Genomic DNA, 16,474 nt, shown 5'->3' on the forward strand with positions numbered 1-16,474 from the left:
TATTTATGTCTTTTGTCATAATATTTTTACTATAATACAAGCACAATAGAGGCATATATCATGTAAAATCCAATCTATAGATGGTTTCTACACAATATATGCCTCTAATTAAATATTAAGTATATTAAATTACAAAATCTATGCAAATAGAGAGAGCTGATTAGTTTCAGACATTCCTCTTAAGGCTCCATATCTATCCAGAGTTTCTATTACGGTTTTGGAAACTCCTGCCCTCATTCTCAAATCCTCTTTAGATATAAATTCCCCTTTTTCTCTGGCCTCCACTATATTTTTAGCAGCATTTTCACCAACACCGGCCAGAGCATTTATTGGAATTCTTATCCCTTCCTCCTCTATTAAAAATCTATCTGCACTGGATTTATACAGATCCACCTTCAAAAACTTTATGCCTCTCTTGTACATTTCATAGCACAATTCCAATATTGTAATGAGTCCCTTGTCTTTTTGAGTTGCATTATTTCCCATCCCATAGAGCTCATCTCTCTTCTTCTCTATGGCATCTTCACCTTGAGCCACAATATCAGCGTCAAATTCATCCGCCCTTACGGTAAAATAAGTGGCATAATATGCTTTGGGGTAATACACTTTAAAATATGCTATCCTGACTGCCATCATTACATAAGCCACTGCATGACCCTTTGGAAACATATACTTTATCTTTTTACAGGACTCAATATACCAGTCTGGAACACCGTGCTTCCTCATTTCTTTTTCATATTCTTCTTTAAGTCCTTTTCCTTTTCTCACCTTTTCCATTATGGTAAAAGACATCTTTGGAGGAAGTCCTTTATGGAGCAAATACATCATTATATCATCTCTACAGGCTATGCAGTCCTTAAGGGTGGTGTATCCTTCCTTTATATAATACTGGGCATTATTTATCCATACATCTGTTCCGTGGGACAACCCTGATATCCTCACCAGATCGGAAAAAGTTTTAGGATGGGTGTCCAGCAGCATCTGCCTTACAAATTTAGTTCCAAATTCAGGCAGCCCATAGGTTCCCACAGGACAGCCAAGTTCTTCTTTCGTAACCCCAAGTGCATCAGTAGATGTAAATAAGCTCATCACCTTATGATCTCCAAGAGGTATGGTTTTTGGGTCAATTCCCGTTAAATCCTGAAGCATTCTAAGCACTGTAGGATCATCATGGCCCAGTATATCCAATTTCAGAAGTCTTCCACTTATAGAATGATAATCAAAATGAGTCGTTATTATATCCGTATCATTGTCATCTGCAGGATGCTGCACGGGTGTAAAATTATATATCTCATTATCACTGGGAACTACCATAACCCCTCCTGGGTGCTGCCCGGTAGTCCTTTTTATACCCGTACATCCTCTTGTAAGTCTTTCTACCTCAGCCTGAGGTACAATCATATTTTTTTCTGACAAATATTTTTTTACATACCCGTAGGCGGTTTTTTCCGCTATGGTTCCTATAGTTCCTGCTCTAAATACGTGGCCCTGGCCAAACAGCACTTCTGTGTACTTATGTACCACAGGCTGATACTCCCCGGAAAAATTCAAATCTATATCAGGTTCTTTGTCCCCTGCAAATCCCAGAAATGTTTCAAAAGGTATGTCATATCCATCTCTTTTAAGTTTCTCACCACATTTAGGACAGTTCTTTTCAGGCATATCCACTCCCGCTCCTATGGAACCATCTGTGAAAAATTCACTGTACTTACATTTAGGACATACATAGTGGGGCGGCAGTCCATTTACTTCTGTAATATTGGACATAGTTGCCACCAGTGAAGAACCCACGGATCCTCTGGAGCCAACTAAATAACCATCTTTATAGGATTTTGCAACCAGCTTTTCCGCAATCAGATAAAGTACAGCATATCCATTATTTATTATGGAGTTCAATTCTCTATCCAATCTTTCCTGAACAATTTCAGGCAGCTTCTCCCCGTAAATAGAATGTACTTTTTTTAAGGTCATACTCTTTATCTGCTCTTCAGCTCCTTCAATCTTAGGCGGAAAGGTTTCATCAGGTATGGGTTTTACCTCTCCTATCATATCGGCAATTTTATTGGTATTTTCCACAACTACCTCTTCTGCCTTTTCTCTGCCTAAATATTGAAATTCAGAAAGCATTTCCTCTGTGGTTCTAAAATAAAGAGGCGGTTGATTATCTGCATCAGAGTATCCCTGACCTGACATTATTATACGCCTGAACACCTCATCTTCAGGATCCATAAAATGTACATCGCAGGTAGCCACCACGGGCATGTTATTTTTTTCTGCCAATTCACATATTCTTCTGTTTATATCTTTAAGCTCATTTTCATCTTTAACCAGGCCGTTTTTTACTAGAAACATATTATTTCCTATGGGCTGTATTTCCAAATAATCATAAAAACTCAACATATCCTTTAATTCTTCATCACTTTTTCCGGATAATACCTCCTTATAGACCTGGCCTGCCTCACAGGCACTTCCTATTATAAGCCCATCCCTGTATCTGGTTATCAGACTCTTTGGCATTCTGGGTTTTTTAAAAAAATAGTCCAAATTCGATTTTGACACCAGCTTATATAGATTCTTAAGACCAGTCTGATTTTTAACCAATATTATAAGATGGTACATGGTTTGCTTTTTTATATCTATATTTTTCAGGAATTCCTCATTTAACCTGCCAAGATTTAAAATATCCCTTTCCCTTAAAATTTTAAAACATTGCAAAAGTATATCACAGGTAGCTCCAGCATCATCCACTGCTCTGTGGTGATTTTCCAGCGATATTCCAAGATGCTTTGCCACTATGTTCAGCTTGAATTTCTTCAGCTCCGGAAATAAAAACTTACAAAGCGGAATAGTATCCATAACAGGATTTTGAAATTTTAAATTCAAATCGCTGCAGTTCTTTTTTATAAATCCCACATCAAAATTTGCATTATGTGCCACCACTACGGAATCTCCTATAAATTTCATAAATTCAGGCAGAATACTTTTTATATTAGAACAGTTTTCCACCATTTCATCTGTGATTCCCGTAAGCTCTACAATACGATAAGGTATTTTTCTCTCTGGATTTACAAACTCACTGAATTTACCAACTACCTCTCCACCCTTTATCTTGACTGCTCCTATCTCTATTATACTGTCATTTATACTGGAAAAGCCTGTAGTTTCAATGTCAAAAATCACATAGGTGTCATCTAAAGTTCTATCGTCACCGTTTATAGTAATAGGTACACCATCATCCACCAGGTAGGACTCTATGCCGTATATTATTTTAATATCATTTTTCTTGGCAGCCTCCATGGCTTCCGGATAGGCCTGAACCACTCCATGATCAGTTATGGCAATAGCCCTATGATTCCAGTTGGCTGCCCTTTCAATAAGGCTTGAGGCTGAACTAACCGCATCCATGGCACTCATTTGAGTATGAAGGTGAAGTTCCACTCTTTTTTTAGGTGCATTATCCTGTTTTATCTTTTTCCTGGTTTTCACTATATCTCTGGCCATTATCACCAATTCTCTGGCATAAATATCATTTACCACCTCACCCCTTACCATACAGAAAAGACCTTCTTTTATTTCATCTATCAATCTATCTGCATCCTTAGGTCTGGGAAAAAGTTTCACAATAATGGAACTGGTATAGTCAGTTATATAAAAAGTTATTATTTTCCTCCCGGTTTTTGTCTCTATAATCTCTCTTTTAAATATATCTCCTTTTATGACAATTGATTTGGAAACCTCCGTTATGCTTCGAATATCCGTGATATCTCCATTTATGCTTTTTCCCACTATTATATTTCCCCTGTCAGAGTTTTCGCTTTCCCGTGAAGGTATTTTATTCCGGCCATTTTGTTTAAACTTTTGCGGTCCCACACCATTTCCATCTGACACGTTTTTGCAATTCAAAATATCTTCTATGTACTTTTTGTCTTCTTTCTGGCTTTCTTCCAGATAATTTTCCATATTGAGACTTTCATTATAATTCAATGTTACGGAACAGTTCACTCCAAATATATTTCTCACACTTCTGGCCATGAGTTTTTCTATGCTCTTGTTCTTCAATAAATTGCATATGAATTCATTCCCACTGGAAATATTAATTATATCTCCTTCTACTTTTCTGGATGATCTCAGTAAAAAATCTCTGCAGACAGGTATATATGAGCTTATCACGTCTACCAGCTGAATCCAATAATCTTCACTTATCTCTTTCAAAGATACATTGGATATATCCCTGTAGCATATGAGATCAATATTGAAAAAATCTCCAAGTTTTTTATTGACTATGCTCTTTATTTTACTCTGTACACTTTGATTCAAATTTTCCCTTGATTTGACTATCACTTTTAATTTATTGCTCTTTTTTAAATACTGTATCTTTAGAAGTTCTATATTTTCTTCCAGAGTATCACTGTTACAATTTAAATCCTTTTGTAAAATTTTCACAATATCCAGGCTCATCATTCACCCACCCTTTTGTCAATTCACAACGTACAGTGCACAACTCACAATTTCCAATAATTAAATTTTTTCTATTTCCTCCATAAGAGCTTCCACCAAATCATCTTCTTTAACCTTTTTCACTATCTTCCCCTTTTTAAATATGAGTCCCTCTCCTTTTCCTCCAGCTATGCCTATATCCGCTTCCCTTGCTTCTCCCGGTCCATTTACTACACATCCCATAACAGCCACTTTTATATTTTTATGCACATTTAAGAGTCTTTTTTCTACTTCTCTGGCTATTTCAATCAAATTGATCTCAGTTCTGCCGCAGGTAGGACAGGATATAAATTCAATACCTTCTTTCAATAATCCGCAGGATTTTAATATTTCCCTTCCCGCCTTCACCTCTTCTACAGGATCTCCAGTAAGAGACACCCTTATGGTATCGCCTATGCCTTCCATTAAAAGAGTTCCTATTCCAACAGCTGATTTTATAGTCCCCCTCCAGACAGTACCTGCCTCAGTTACCCCCAAATGCAGTGGATAGTCTACGATATTCGATATTTTCCTGTAGCTTTCCACCATCTGTCCTACATGGGAGGATTTTATGGATATAACCGTACGGTAAAATCCAACATTTTCCAGTATTCTAACATGCTCCAATGCACTCTCTACAAGTGCATCAGCACATACACCACCGTATTTATTTAAAATATCTTTTTTGAGAGATCCAGAATTAACTCCCACTCTAATCGGAATTTTCATATTTTCAGCCTCTCTTGCCACTTTCCTTACCTTATATATGTCCCCGATATTTCCAGGGTTTATTCTTAAAGCTGAAATTCCGTTTTCCATAGAACTGAGAGCTAACCTGTAATCAAAATGTATATCTGCTACAAGGGGTATATCCACTTTTTTCACAATCTGTTTAAGCGCACTGGAGGCTTTTTCATCCGGAACCGCACACCTCACTATATGGCATCCTGCTTTTTTCAATTGCTCTATCTGAGCCACAGTAGCTTTTACATCCCTTGTATCCGTATTGGTCATAGACTGCACCGCTATGGGTGAATCTCCTCCTATATACAATTTTCCAATTTTTATCTTCTTGGTCTCCAACCTGTTCATTACCTCACCACCTGAGCTGATTCACTAAAATTTTATAGGATAAAGTATGTCTTTTACAGTTACAACCACCATAAGAGCCATGAGTATGGCAAATCCCACATAATTTATCATTCCAACCTTATTGTCATCCACCTTTTTCCCCGTTATTATTTCAAATAGGAATAGAAATATATATCCTCCATCCAGTGCTGGAAATGGTATTATATTGAATATAGCGAGCTGGACACTAATATATGCTGAAAAAGCAAGTAAACTCAATATGCCGGCTTTTGCTGCCGCCCCGGAAATTTTTATTATAGTCACAGGACCACCTACGTCATTCATTGATGCCTTTCCACTAAACAGTATCTTAAAAAAGCTAAAAGTCTGTTTTATAAGGGATTTGGTCTCTATGAATCCATAGGATATGGACTGGCCAAGATTGGGACTGGTCACCTGCGTACCTTCTATTCCCACCATATATCTATTTTCCGCTTTATTCTTCATAGGAATAACTGTTGCCTGTCTTAAAGTACCCTGTCTCTCATAGGATATATTAATGGGCTTTCCACCTACAGTATATACTTGAGTTATAAAATCCTCCCAGGTTGAAATCTTTGAATTGTTGACCCTGGTTATTCTATCTCCAGGCTTGATACCTGCTACAGCTGCAGGTTGATCTGGGATTGTACTTTTTACTATCGGTGCCACATAACCTCTAGCGGAAGCAATAATTGAAAATAACACTACTCCAAGTACTAGATTCATTATAGGACCTGCTATTACAACACTGAGTTTTCTAAGAGAGCTCTTATTGTTAAAAGCCCTTGGATCATCGCTTTTACCCTCATCTCCAAGCATCTTCACATAACCGCCAATTGGAAGCAGCTTTATCAGGTATTCCGTCTCTTTCCCCTTTATTCCAAAAAGTTTTGGGCCCATTCCTATGGAAAATTCTTCTACTTTTACTCCATTCACTTTCGCCATTATAAAATGTCCCAGTTCATGAATTATGATCAAAACCCCAAAGGCTATTATAGCCGCTATTATATACAAATCTATTCCTCCTAATCACATTCTTATTTACCAAATTTAGTTTTTACATATTCTTTGATTTTTATTTCTATATAGAGCAAATCCTTCAATTCAAAATTATCTTTAGGGGAAAATTTATTCATACACTCCTCCACTATATTGCTTATATCCAGAAACTTAATTTTATTTGAAAGAAACAATTGAACAGCTTCTTCATTTGCACAATTCAATATGGCAGGCATTGTTCCACCAATTTTTCCTGCTTCATACGCCAGTTTCAACGATCTAAATGTGTTCATGTCAGGCTTTTCAAAAGTCAATTTTTTTAAGCTGTAAAAGTCCAGTCTGTCTACTACAGCTTTACCCCTTTTAGGATAGTTTAGCGCATACTGAATAGGAAGCCTCATATCAGTACTGGCAAGTTGTGCTATAACACTTCCATCTTTATATTCCACCATGGAATGAACTATGCTTTCAGGATGAACCACTACTTTTATTTTCTCATAAGGCAAATCAAAAAGCCAGTGTGCTTCTATAACTTCTAAGCCCTTGTTCATAAGAGTAGCAGAATCTATGGTGATTTTTTCCCCCATATGCCAGCTTGGATGCTTTAGAGCCTGCTGAACGGTAACATTCAAAAGTTCTTCTTTGCTTTTTCCCCTAAAAGGGCCTCCAGAAGCAGTCACAAGCAATCTTTCCGCATCACTGTGTTTATTTCCCCGAAGGCACTGGAAAATAGCACTGTGTTCTGAATCCACCGGTATCAATTTTACATTGTTTTCCTCTGCAAGTTTTGTAACAAGTTTTCCGCCCACAACAAGGGTTTCCTTGTTTGCCAATGCTATATCCTTTCCCGCCTCAATAGCTTTTATGGTTGGAACAAGCCCTGACATGCCCATCACCGAAGTCACTGTCATATCGATTTCGGGTAAACTTGCTATGATATTTAATCCTTCTGTACCAAATAATATTTTAAAATTCCTGTTTTTATTCTTAAAATATCCTTTAAATTTTAAGTAAGCTTCTCTTTCAGTCAGCACCGCATAAGATGGCTTGAATTCCTCCACTATCTTCAGGAGCTTTTCTGAATTGCTGTTTGCAGATACCCCTACAAGCTGAAAATTTTCTCTATCTTTTCTCAATACATCAAGAGCTTGGGTACCTATAGATCCCGTAGCTCCCAGTATGGAAATTTTTCTCATCTATAACAACTCCTTATTCAAATCAAATCCATAAGTCAGGTAATTTCAATACGATTAACTATACCATATTTGTCCCATAAAATAAATAATAGAGAAGTACATAAAATATACTTCTCTTCCTAAATAAAAGCTATAAACATCAAATAATACAGTACTGTTACTCCTGAAAAAAGTATGCTGTCAAACCTGTCTAAAATTCCTCCATGCCCGGGTATTAAATTGCTGTAGTCCTTTACCCCTGCAGATCTTTTTATTGAAGAAGCAGTTAAATCGCCGAATTGGCAAAACGTCCCACACAAGCCTCCGATTATGACATAATTATACAGAGCCATCGGCACACCTTTTTTAGCGGCAAACCATCCAAACAGGGTACACATAATTACACTTCCACATATTCCCCCAATAGAACCCTCTACAGTTTTTTTAGGACTTACCTTGGGACAGAGTTTTCTTTTCCCCAAAAGCTTGCCTGTATAATAAGCAGCTGTATCACATCCCCAGGCAGACATGAAGATAAGCCATACAAAATATTTTCCATAGGGCACATTGTCAACTAGAACTATGGAACTAAAAAACAGCGCTACATATAAAAATCCAAATAAAGTACAAGCTACATCTATAAAATTATAGTCCGTATCCAAAACAGGAATACACAATAACATAAATATTGAGACCGTTATGGTAAAAAATATGAATTTATAGTTTACTTCAGTACCAACCGTAATATAATATGCTACACAGAGCAAATATCCTATTATATTTATGGCATTTATGCCTTTTTCCTTTATCACCTTGTAAAACTCATACATTCCCATGAGGGAAACAATCATAATCCCATATTTTAAGTAAACCCCGCCTAAAAATAAAATTAAAATAAACGGGAGTAGTGTAATTGCTCCTAAATATCTATTGTTCACCTATATACCTCCATACAAAAATCAAAACTACTGATATTATTTACTTCACTGCGCCAAACCTTCTGTCTCTATTTTGATAATCAAAAATAGCTCTATGGAGATGTTCTTTTCTAAAATCCGGCCACTTTATATTGGAATACCAAAATTCAGAATATGCGCACTGCCATAAGAGGAAATTGCTCAAACGCTGTTCTCCGCTTGGTCTAATTATGAGATCAGGATCTGGCATATTTCTAGTATACATATAATTTGATATCATATGCTCATTTATGTCATCTTCACTTATTTTCCCTGATTTTATATCCTCATACATCAACTTAAAAGCTCTGGCTATCTCATATCTTCCCCCATAGTTCAGCGCCAAATTCAAAGTCAATCCAGTATTATTTTTAGTATTTTCATGAGATTCAATAAGTTCTCTCTGGCACAAATCAGGTAATTTGGATATATCTCCTATATAATTTATAATTACATTGTTGTAATCAAGTTCTTTAAATTCTTTTTTCAAGTACTCCGCCAGAAGACTCATCAGTGCGTTTATTTCATCTTTAGGTCTTTTCCAGTTTTCAGTGGAAAAAGCATACAGTGTAAGGTATTTCACTTTTAAAACGCTGCACTCTTTTACCACCTCTCTTATAGCTTCCACTCCCGCTTTATGTCCTATGGCTCTCGGAAGATTTCTCTCCTTGGCCCACCTTCCATTTCCATCCATTATAATAGCTATATGTCTTGGAATGTTGTTTAAATCAATAGATATGTCTTTATTTTCAGTTTCTTTTTTTCTATCCGTCCTAAAAAATTTTAACATAAGTATATCTCCATTCATCATCATTGCAAAATTTTATTTTTAATCAAGCGATTGTTGGATTAAGATGAAGTCTGCCCATTGGACAAAAAACCTGCAGTAGGCAGGTTTTAAAAGATCAACTATTATAATGACATGATTTCTTTTTCTTTCTTCTCAACTATACCATCTATGTCCTTTATAAAGCTATCAGTTTTTTTCTGTATTTCCACTTCAGCTTTTTTTATATCATCTTCAGAAATATCACTTTCTTTTTTAAGTGTTTTCAATTTATCATTTCCGTCTCTTCTTATTGCTCTTATAGCTACCTTGGAATCTTCTCCTAACTTTTTCACATTCTTTACCAGATTCTTCCTGGTCTCTTCTGTTAATTCTGGTATCATAAGTCTTATGACCTCTCCATCATTGGAAGGATTTATACCTAGGTCTGATTTTAATATTGCCTTTTCTATGGCTTTTAATGCATTTTTATCCCAGGGCTGTATAACAAGCATTCTAGCTTCCGGAATAGATATGTTCCCCATTTGATTTATGGGAGTCATTGTTCCATAATATTCTGCTTCTATTCTGTCCAGTATAGCAGGATTGGCTCTTCCAGCCTTCATGGAAGCCAGTTCCTTTTTCAATGATTCTATAGTTTTCCCCATCTTCTCATCTGCATTTTTCAAAGTATCCTTAATCATGCAAAATACCTCCTAATTTTATTCTCTACAAACAATAGTGCCAATTTTTTCCCCTATGACAATCTTTCTTATATTTTCCGGATTATCCAAGCCAAACACTAAAATAGGTATATTGTTGTCCATGCAAAGAGACGTAGCTGTAGAATCCATAACTTGAAGTCCCTTCTCAAGTACTTCAATGTAAGTTAATTTATCAAATTTTTTGGCATCATTGTATTTATGCGGGTCCTTATCATACACACCATCTACCTTTTTAGCAAGAAGTATAACATCTGCCTCTATTTCCGCAGCTCTAAGGGAGGCTGTGGTATCGGTTGAAAAATAAGGGTTTCCCGTCCCTGCAGCAAATATAACAACTCTGTTCTTTTCTAAATGTCTCATGGCACGTCTTCTTATAAAAGGCTCAGCTACCTCTCTCATCTCTATAGCCGTCTGCACTCTAGTAACTACACCCAAATTTTCAAGCGAATCCTGAAGTGCCAGAGCATTTATACACGTAGCCAGCATTCCCATATAATCCGCAGTTGTCCTATCCATTCCAATGCCGCTTCTGCCTCTCCATATATTTCCACCGCCAACTACAATTCCCACTGACACCCCCATAGTTATCAGCTCTTTTATTTCAACAGCTATATTTTTTGCCACATCAAAATCTATTCCATATCCTTTTTCCCCTGCAAGAGCTTCTCCTGAAAGTTTAAGCATTACTCTCTTGTATTTAGCCAAACTCATATATATTATACCTCCAAATTATCATAAAGTGAAACTTAAATTCACAGTTCTCATACTTCACATCTTAAAAAAAGAGAACACCCAGTGTCCTCTTTTCAGTTGCTATTTACCCTCTATCTGCTTGCGAACTTCCTCGGCAAAATCCTCTTCCTTCTTCTCTATTCCTTCACCCTTCTCAAATCTAACAAAATCGGACACTTTTATCGGAGCACCAACTTCCTTTGACTTGCTGTTGATGTATTTATTAATAGTAAGATCAGAATCCTTAACCCATATCTGTTCAACTAGACAGTTTTCCTTATAGTATTTTTGGATTTTTCCCATAATTATCTTCTCTACAATTTTTTCAGGTTTTCCTTCGTTCAATGCCTGAACCCTGTATATATCCTTTTCTTTATTCAAAGTATCATCATCCACTGAATTTTTATCTAAAAACAATGGATTTGTAGCAGCTACCTGCATAGCCACATCCTTTGCAACTTCTTCCAGTACATCGCTTTCATTGTCACATTCAAGCTTTACCAAAACTCCTATTCTGCCGCCGCCATGAATATAACTTTGAATCAATCCTTTTGAAACGGAGAACCTCTTAAATCGCCTTACAGCCATATTTTCTCCCAATTTTGCAATTAAGGCCACCAATGTCTCTCCTACAGTTTTACTGCTGTCCACTATATATTTTTCTTTAAGCAGTTCTTCCACAGTGGAAGCTTTGGAATCAGCCACCTGTTTTGCCAAATTATCAACAAAGCTTACAAAGTCTGAATTCACTGCCACAAAATCAGTTTCACAGTTTACTTCTACTATTGAGGCAGCTTTGCCATCTTTTGAAACATAAGTCTTAACCAGTCCTTCAGAAGCCACTCTGCCGGATTTTTTAGCTGCAGCAGCCAATCCTTTTTCTCTCAATATTTCAATAGCCTTTTCCGTATCTCCATCGGCTTCCTTTAAAGCTTTCTTGCAGTTCATCATTCCTGCCCCAGTTCTCTCTCTGAGTTCTTTTACCATCTGTGCAGTTATCATAAGCATATTCCGTTATCTAAAAATATAGGATTCTGCAAAATCCCATATTTATTTCCCTATTCATAATGTCTAAAGTTAAACTTTATTCAGGTCCGACACTCCTAGGGCTTAAATTCGGATGCATCACCACCCTATAGGCAACTCAGCAATTTAATTGTTTGCCAAATAACGGTTTTTCAACTCCTCTCACATTTGTATTTGACCACTTTTGTATATTTTCATTATAATAATATAATAAATTATTCTTCAGCTAATTGTTCTCCCTGTCTTCCTTCCATAACAGCGTCTGCCACTTTAGATGTGATTAATTTCACAGCTCTTATGGCATCATCATTTCCTGGTATAACATAATCCACTTCATCAGGATCGCAATTTGTATCAACTATGGCCACTACAGGAATTCCTAAAATCTTAGCTTCCGATATAGCATTTTTCTCTTTTCTTGGATCAACAACAAATAATGCTCCTACATTTTTGGCATCCATATTTTTGATTCCGCCCAAATTTTTCTCAAGCTTTTCCTTTTCATTCTTCAATTTTATAACTTCTTTTTTAGGCAGAACTTCAAATGTTCCATCTTCCTCCATTTTTTCCAGTTCCTCTAATTTACCTATTCTAGCTTTTATAGTGACAAAATTAGTGAGCATACCACCTAACCATCTATTATTGACATAGTACATATTGCTTCTTTTCGCTTCTTCTTGAATAGCTTCCTGAGCTTGTTTTTTTGTGCCGATAAACAATATGTCTTTTCCCTCTTCTGCAGTTTTCTTTATGAACTCATAAGCTTCTTCAACTTTTTTCACTGTCTTCTGGAGATCTATTATATAGATTCCATTTCTCTCCGTAAAAATGTAAGAAGCCATTTTAGGGTTCCATCTTCTCGTCTGGTGTCCAAAGTGAACACCTGCTTCCAATAATTGTTTCATAGAAATAACTGACATTTATTTTCCCTCCTAGGTTTTTTCCTCCATTACCCTCATATTCATAGATGACTAACAGCACCTTACTATGAATTAGATAATGTGTGTATTTTAATACCTTTTGTAGTATATCATAATGTCTGTTTGTATTCAACAAAAAAATGGATTTAATCCATTTTTTATGTTACTTTATTTTTTTTAGTTCATCTAATAATTTTTCATTCAGTATTTTAATATGGGTTCCTTTCATTCCAAGAGATCTAGATTCTATTACTCCAGCGCTTTCAAATTTTCTAAGTGCATTTACAATTACAGATCTGGTTATTCCAACCTTATCTGCTATTTTTGAAGCCACAAGCAGTCCCTCATTCCCATCCAGTTCGTTGAATATGTGTTCCACTGCTTCCAGCTCAGAATAGGAAAGTGTTCCTATTGCCAATTGAACTACAGCCTTTTTTCTTGCCTCTTCCTCTATCTCATCATTTTTAGCCCTTAATATTTCAAGTCCTATTATGGTAGCACTGTATTCTGCCAATATAAGATCCTCATCCACAAACCTCTCTCCAAAACTTGCCAATAGCAAAGTCCCCAGTCTTTCTCTATTTCCAACTATAGGGACTATAGTTGTTAATTTATTATCCACATTACAGGGGCTTCCATCTTCAAAAACACATATCCCATGATTGGCTAAATTAGGTATGGTTTCACGAGCATTTAGAAGTTTATTGTTGTAATGTTCTGGAAATTTCATTTCACTTATTATCTTGTCTTTAACAATATCACATTCAAACCCATCCGGGAAATTATATCCCAATATCTTTCCTCTTCTACTTATGATGTAAATATTACATCCTAAAACTTCACTTAACAATTTACATATGTCATCAAAGACTACCGGTTCCGTTCCTGATTTTTGTAATATCTTATTCAGCTTTCTTGTTTTGTCTAATAGTGTTGTCATTTACAGTCCTCCTTGTAATTACCAATTTTACTTTACCTATAGTGCTGCATACTCAGCTTCTACTATATTCCTACTGAAAATTCTTATTCCCAAAGTTTTGAACCATAAGGTAGTATGAAACAATCACCAATATTTTTAATATTTTGGATTTTTTAAAATATTTAGAATTGTTCTTTATACATTAATTATCATAACATAACAGTTGTTATAATTCAACTATATTTGATAATATAATTAAAATACAGTTTAATATAGACCTCTAATCTATAATTAAACTGTATTTTCGACTTAATTCACTGTTGATTTTAAATTCTATCCGTTTTTCTCGGATATTTTGTCATCTTTATCACCATTTTTCTCATTCTGATACTCCCTGTGCTTACATTCTACATTAGAGCACTCCAAATAATTTCCCCTGGCTTTGCTGTACTTTTTTACCATATAGCTTCCACATACACTGCATTTATCTTTCACGGGTTCAAACCAGCTTACAAAATCGCACTTTGGATAATTACTGCATCCATAAAATTTTCTGCCCTTTCTGCTCCTCTTTACCAGAACTTTTCCGCCGCATTTTGGACATTCTACATCCAATTCTTCAACTATTGGTTTTGTGTTTTTACATTCAGGATATCCTGGACATGCTAAAAAGTCTCCAAACCTCCCATGTTTTATTACCATATTTCTTCCGCATTTATCGCATTTTATATCCGTCACCTTATCTTCTATGGTAATCTTGGCCACTTCTTTTTCAGCCACTTCTATGGATTTTTTCAGAGGATGGTAAAATTCATCCACCACCTTTCTCCAATTATCCTTTCCCTCTTCCACACTGTCCAATTTGGATTCCATTTCCGCGGTAAATTCCACATCCACTATTTGCTTAAAATATTCACTCAATATGTTATTTACTATATTTCCCAATTCTGTAGGAATCAAGGTCTTTTTTTCTCTCTGTACATATTTTCTATCCAAAAGCGTGGACAATATCGGAGCATAAGTACTAGGTCTTCCTATACCATTTTCCTCAAGTGTCTTTACAAGAGAAGCTTCTGAAAATCTAGCCGGAGGCTGTGTAAAATGCTGTTTTCCATTTATGGACTTCTTAAAAAGCAGTTCATCCTTCTCAAGTTTTGGCAAAGTACTGCCGGATTTTTCATCTTCAGTGGTATATTCATACACTTTCATAAACCCGTCAAATTTCACCTGGGATCCGCTGACTTTCAATCCATACTTATTGTTAAGTATATTTATGGAAGTAACATCAATTTTTGAAGAAGCCATCTGACTTGCCAAAAATCTGTTCCATATCAATTTATAGAGTTTATACTGTTCCGGTTTTAAATTTTCTTTGGCCCTGTCAGGTTCTATCTCTATATTAGTTGGTCTTATGGCCTCATGAGCATCCTGTATATTTTTTTTGCTTTTAAAATTTCTGGGCTTTTCTTCTATATATTCCTTTCCAAATTTATTTACCACAAACTCCCTGCAGGCATCCTGAGCCTCTCTTGAAATCCTCACCGAATCAGTTCTCATATAAGTTATAAGTCCAACAGTTCCATAACCCTTTATATCTATTCCTTCATACAGCTGCTGAGCCACAGCCATGGTTTTTTTAGTGGAAAAATTTAATTTTTTATAGGCATCCTGCTGTAACGTACTGGTAATAAAAGGTGGAAGAGGAGTCTTGTTCTTATGTGTTGTCCTAATGGATTTTACAATAAACTGACCTTCCTCCAGCTCTTTTATAATTTTATCCACTTCATCTTTAGTTCCAATCTCAATTTTTTTACCGTTAAAAGTAGTGAGCTTTGCATTAAAACATTTGACTTCAGATTTTTTATGAAGCTCACATTCTACAGTCCAATATTCCTGAGGTTTAAAATCTATTATATTTTTTTCTCTTTCACATATCATTTTAAGTGCCACAGACTGTACCCTTCCGGCACTCAAGCCCCATTTGATTTTTTTCCAAAGTATAGGGCTTATCTTATATCCCACCAGTCTATCCAATACCCTCCTAGCCTGCTGGGCATTGACTAAATTTATATTTATAACTCTAGGTGATTTTATAGAGCTTTTTATGGCATTTTTAGTGATTTCATGAAATTCTATTCTGCACCTTTCACTTTCACTTAGTTTAAGTGCATGGGCCAAATGCCATGAAATTGCCTCTCCTTCCCTATCAGGGTCTGTTGCCAGATATACTTTTTCACTTTTTTTTGCCTCTCGCTTAAGTTTGTCTAAAAGTTCTCCTTTGCCCCTTATCGTTATATACTTAGGATTGTATTCATTATCTATATCAACTCCCAATTGACTTTTGGGAAGATCTCTTACATGACCCATGGAAGCTTTCACCACGTAATTTTTACCTAGATATTTTCCTATAGTTTTAGCCTTAGCCGGTGATTCAACTATAACTAATTTTTGTCCCATATTATACTCTGAACATTTTTAAATTTATGTCAGAGTCTACACCCCCTTATTTTAACCATGAACCTTATTTTAACCATATAAATATTTATTATACTATTTTATCTCGTCACAGTCATTATTTTATAATAACACAACTCAGTAAAATTAAACATGGGCAGAAATAACAACCCTATACATACAAATTCTCCTGAGCCGCTGTAAAATGCGCCA

The 16,474-nt window shown here is 35.9% G+C and carries 12 protein-coding genes; all 12 read right to left on the minus strand.

What is annotated here, in order from left to right:
- Positions 1-138 precede the first annotated feature (138 nt).
- Positions 139-4,458, minus strand: coding sequence for a PolC-type DNA polymerase III (locus CLLU_RS02440; protein ID WP_106007989.1), 4,320 nt, complete (start codon positions 4,456-4,458; stop codon positions 139-141).
- Between the two features lie 60 nt (positions 4,459-4,518).
- Entirely contained in the window at positions 4,519-5,568 is a 1,050-nt protein-coding gene (gene ispG, locus CLLU_RS02445; RefSeq protein WP_106007990.1) for a flavodoxin-dependent (E)-4-hydroxy-3-methylbut-2-enyl-diphosphate synthase, read from the minus strand.
- A 24-nt stretch (positions 5,569-5,592) separates the two neighbouring features.
- Positions 5,593-6,603, minus strand: coding sequence for an RIP metalloprotease RseP (rseP, locus tag CLLU_RS02450; protein ID WP_106007991.1), 1,011 nt, complete (start codon positions 6,601-6,603; stop codon positions 5,593-5,595).
- Between the two features lie 23 nt (positions 6,604-6,626).
- The gene (locus CLLU_RS02455) at positions 6,627-7,784 is read right to left on the minus strand and encodes a 1-deoxy-D-xylulose-5-phosphate reductoisomerase (RefSeq protein WP_106007992.1); all 1,158 of its coding nucleotides are present in this window, start codon (positions 7,782-7,784) and stop codon (positions 6,627-6,629) included.
- 119 nt (positions 7,785-7,903) lie between these two features.
- Positions 7,904-8,701: a phosphatidate cytidylyltransferase gene (locus CLLU_RS02460; protein ID WP_106007993.1), complete on the minus strand. Its 798-nt coding sequence runs from the start codon at positions 8,699-8,701 to the stop codon at positions 7,904-7,906.
- Between the two features lie 40 nt (positions 8,702-8,741).
- Positions 8,742-9,509 carry an isoprenyl transferase gene (locus CLLU_RS02465; RefSeq protein ID WP_106007994.1) on the minus strand — a complete coding sequence of 256 codons (768 nt, stop codon included), beginning with the start codon at positions 9,507-9,509 and terminating at the stop codon, positions 8,742-8,744.
- Positions 9,510-9,631: 122 nt separating this feature from the next.
- On the minus strand, positions 9,632-10,189 hold the full coding sequence (gene frr, locus CLLU_RS02470; RefSeq protein ID WP_106007995.1) for a ribosome recycling factor: 558 nt from the start codon (positions 10,187-10,189) through the stop codon (positions 9,632-9,634).
- Positions 10,190-10,207: 18 nt separating this feature from the next.
- Complete coding sequence (gene pyrH, locus CLLU_RS02475) at positions 10,208-10,921, minus strand: UMP kinase (RefSeq protein ID WP_106007996.1); 714 nt, start codon at positions 10,919-10,921, stop codon at positions 10,208-10,210.
- A gap of 102 nt (positions 10,922-11,023) precedes the next feature.
- On the minus strand, positions 11,024-11,944 hold the full coding sequence (tsf, locus tag CLLU_RS02480; RefSeq protein ID WP_106007997.1) for a translation elongation factor Ts: 921 nt from the start codon (positions 11,942-11,944) through the stop codon (positions 11,024-11,026).
- Between the two features lie 239 nt (positions 11,945-12,183).
- Positions 12,184-12,888: a 30S ribosomal protein S2 gene (gene rpsB, locus CLLU_RS02485; RefSeq protein WP_106007998.1), complete on the minus strand. Its 705-nt coding sequence runs from the start codon at positions 12,886-12,888 to the stop codon at positions 12,184-12,186.
- A 163-nt stretch (positions 12,889-13,051) separates the two neighbouring features.
- Entirely contained in the window at positions 13,052-13,828 is a 777-nt protein-coding gene (codY, locus tag CLLU_RS02490) for a GTP-sensing pleiotropic transcriptional regulator CodY (protein ID WP_106007999.1), read from the minus strand.
- A 312-nt stretch (positions 13,829-14,140) separates the two neighbouring features.
- Positions 14,141-16,264 carry a type I DNA topoisomerase gene (topA, locus tag CLLU_RS02495; RefSeq protein WP_106008000.1) on the minus strand — a complete coding sequence of 708 codons (2,124 nt, stop codon included), beginning with the start codon at positions 16,262-16,264 and terminating at the stop codon, positions 14,141-14,143.
- Positions 16,265-16,474 lie beyond the last annotated feature (210 nt).

The sequence above is a fragment of the Clostridium luticellarii genome, assembly GCF_002995845.1.
Taxonomy (GTDB): Bacteria; Bacillota; Clostridia; order Clostridiales; family Clostridiaceae; genus Clostridium_B; species Clostridium_B luticellarii.

Bases quoted from the DNA above. Each gene is read 5' to 3' on its own strand.
- CLLU_RS02440 (WP_106007989.1), bottom strand. From the start codon at position 4,458: ATGAGCCTGGATATTGTGAAAATTTTACAAAAGGATTTAAATTGTAAC.
- ispG (WP_106007990.1), bottom strand. From the start codon at position 5,568: ATGAACAGGTTGGAGACCAAGAAGATAAAAATTGGAAAATTGTATATA.
- CLLU_RS02455 (WP_106007992.1), bottom strand. From the start codon at position 7,784: ATGAGAAAAATTTCCATACTGGGAGCTACGGGATCTATAGGTACCCAA.
- CLLU_RS02465 (WP_106007994.1), bottom strand. From the start codon at position 9,509: ATGTTAAAATTTTTTAGGACGGATAGAAAAAAAGAAACTGAAAATAAA.
- frr (WP_106007995.1), bottom strand. From the start codon at position 10,189: ATGATTAAGGATACTTTGAAAAATGCAGATGAGAAGATGGGGAAAACT.
- pyrH (WP_106007996.1), bottom strand. From the start codon at position 10,921: ATGAGTTTGGCTAAATACAAGAGAGTAATGCTTAAACTTTCAGGAGAA.
- tsf (WP_106007997.1), bottom strand. From the start codon at position 11,944: ATGATAACTGCACAGATGGTAAAAGAACTCAGAGAGAGAACTGGGGCA.
- rpsB (WP_106007998.1), bottom strand. From the start codon at position 12,888: ATGTCAGTTATTTCTATGAAACAATTATTGGAAGCAGGTGTTCACTTT.
- codY (WP_106007999.1), bottom strand. From the start codon at position 13,828: ATGACAACACTATTAGACAAAACAAGAAAGCTGAATAAGATATTACAA.
- topA (WP_106008000.1), bottom strand. From the start codon at position 16,264: ATGGGACAAAAATTAGTTATAGTTGAATCACCGGCTAAGGCTAAAACT.